The organism is Streptomyces sp. SM11 (assembly GCF_002910905.1).
In the GTDB taxonomy this organism is placed as follows: Bacteria; Actinomycetota; Actinomycetes; order Streptomycetales; family Streptomycetaceae; genus Streptomyces.
This window is the reverse complement of sequence record NZ_NEUE01000037.1, coordinates 1-1,434: the sequence shown is the minus strand read 5'-3', so window position 1 is coordinate 1,434 and position 1,434 is coordinate 1. Positions and strand designations below refer to the sequence as shown.

1 protein-coding gene is annotated in these 1,434 nt (G+C 75.7%); it reads right to left on the bottom strand.

All coding sequences use genetic code 11. The annotated features are described in order from the left end of the window. Positions 1-1,434: polyketide synthase dehydratase domain-containing protein (locus tag B9S58_RS02325; protein WP_181009153.1), on the bottom strand; the 1,434-nt coding region annotated here is incomplete at both ends.

Sequence of the window (1,434 nt, the reverse complement as noted above, 5' to 3'; positions counted from 1 at the left end):
GGGAGCGGTGCGACAGCGCCGGGGACGGGCTCGGCGGCCGGGGCGGGCCTCGTGGCGGTGGCGTCGATGGCGGGGTCCTCGCGGAACGCCATCGCCGGGACGCGCTTGGAGGACATGTCGCCGAAGACCAGCAGCGGCGTGCCCGACTCGTCGGTGACGGTCTGGGTTACCCGGCACGCCTCGTCGTTCCAGAAGGCGATCTCGGTACGGACGTACGCGGCGTCGTCCAGCGGGCCCAGGACGTCGAGCCGGCCGACCGACAGCGGGATGAACGCGGAGGCATCGACGGTGCCGAAGACCGGGTTGGCCGGGTCGATGGCCGCCACGGTCACGCTGTCCAGGAGGCCCGGGAAGAGCTGGACGCCGGGCGGGTTCAGCTCCCGCTGGCGGGGGCCCTCGATCCGGGCGAGGGTGCCGCCGTCCGGCAGGCTCGCCACCCAGGAGATGTTCCGGTAGTAGCGCCCGTGGTGGTAGCCGATGCGCCGCAGCCACCGGTACATGCCGGAGCCCGCGTGGAGGGCGGAGCCGGCGCAGTCGGCAAGCAGAGCGACGACCGGGAGGCGGGGCGCCGGCTCGGCACGGGTGGCGAGGCGGCCGGTGACGAAGACGTCGCCGGTCTCGCCGTCCTCCACCCGGAACCGCCCGTCCCCATCGACCCGGCCGACCACGCGGCGCGCCCCGACGGGGATGAGGGGGCGGTGGAAGAGGACGTCCGTCGCGCCGTGGAACAGCTCGCCGCGCAGGGCGGCGCCCTCGCGCAGGAAGTCGAACCAGGCGACGCCCGGGAGCATCAGCGTGCGGTACACGGAGTGCTGGGCGATGGGCACCTCGCCGGGCCCGAACACCCGGGCGTAGGTGTATCCGGCGGGTCCGTCGTCGGCCACCAGCTCGGCGGGCGAGCCCGGTTCGGCGGACCGCAGCGGCTCAGCGAGGTCCCGGGCGCGTCCGCGCGACTGGGCGACCGGCAGCAGGCGCTTGCTCCACGCGGCGGCGCCGGTGCTCTTCTGGAACGTGGCCCAGTCGATGTCGCATCCAGCCTCGAACAGTTCGGCGGCGATCGCGGCCAGTACGGTCGCGGCGGTCCGCTCGTCGTGTGCCCCGGCCAGGCGCGCGCCGACGTCGGGGCCGCCGGTGCCGGAGGCGGCGGTGTCCGGGTGTCCGGCGTCGCGGGCCGGGTCGCCAGCGCGCCGCAGGACCTCGCCGAGCGCCTGCTCCAGTGGCAGGCCGCCCCGTACGAAGTCGGCGACCGCCTCCCAGCCGGGCGGGAGGTCGACGGCGCCGCTGGGCAGCCCCAGGTCGCGCAGCGCGATGGCGAGGGCGACCCCGGAGAGAATGCGGAGCAGTTCGCCGGAGAACTCGGCGAGCGGGGTGCCGGTGGCCGTCTCGAAGAGGCGCACGACCTCGTGAACGGCGGGGGTGGAGCGGTCGAGGGCG